The organism is Paraburkholderia sp. SIMBA_027, assembly GCF_046535315.1.
Lineage (GTDB): Bacteria > Pseudomonadota > Gammaproteobacteria > Burkholderiales > Burkholderiaceae > Paraburkholderia > Paraburkholderia tropica.
This window is the reverse complement of the sequence record NZ_JAWRWY010000359.1, coordinates 1-286: the sequence shown is the minus strand read 5'-3', so window position 1 is coordinate 286 and position 286 is coordinate 1. Positions and strand designations below refer to the sequence as shown.

1 protein-coding gene is annotated in these 286 nt (G+C 66.1%); it reads right to left on the bottom strand.

Features of this window, described 5'->3' with window-relative positions; translation table 11 throughout:
- Positions 1-286: metal ABC transporter permease (locus SB764_RS39420; protein WP_410866670.1), on the bottom strand; the 286-nt coding region annotated here is incomplete at both ends.

Genomic DNA, 286 nt, shown 5'->3' with positions numbered 1-286 from the left:
CATGCAGCAGGTCGATGTTCGAGCCGCGCAGCGAGACGATGAGGACGCCGAGCGCCAGCGAAATCAGGTAGAAGCTCGCAAAACTGGCGTCCTCCTGCAGCACCGTCACGCGGCTGACGACGCCTGAAAGCAGCGCCACAGAAAGCCCGGCGACGAGCCCGCCGATTCCCATCGCCGTCAGCGACAGGGACCCGGCAACGAGATAGCCGATCGCCGCCCCTGGCAGCACCGCATGGCTCATCGCATCGCCGACAAGGCTCATGCGCCGGAGCATCAGGAACACGCC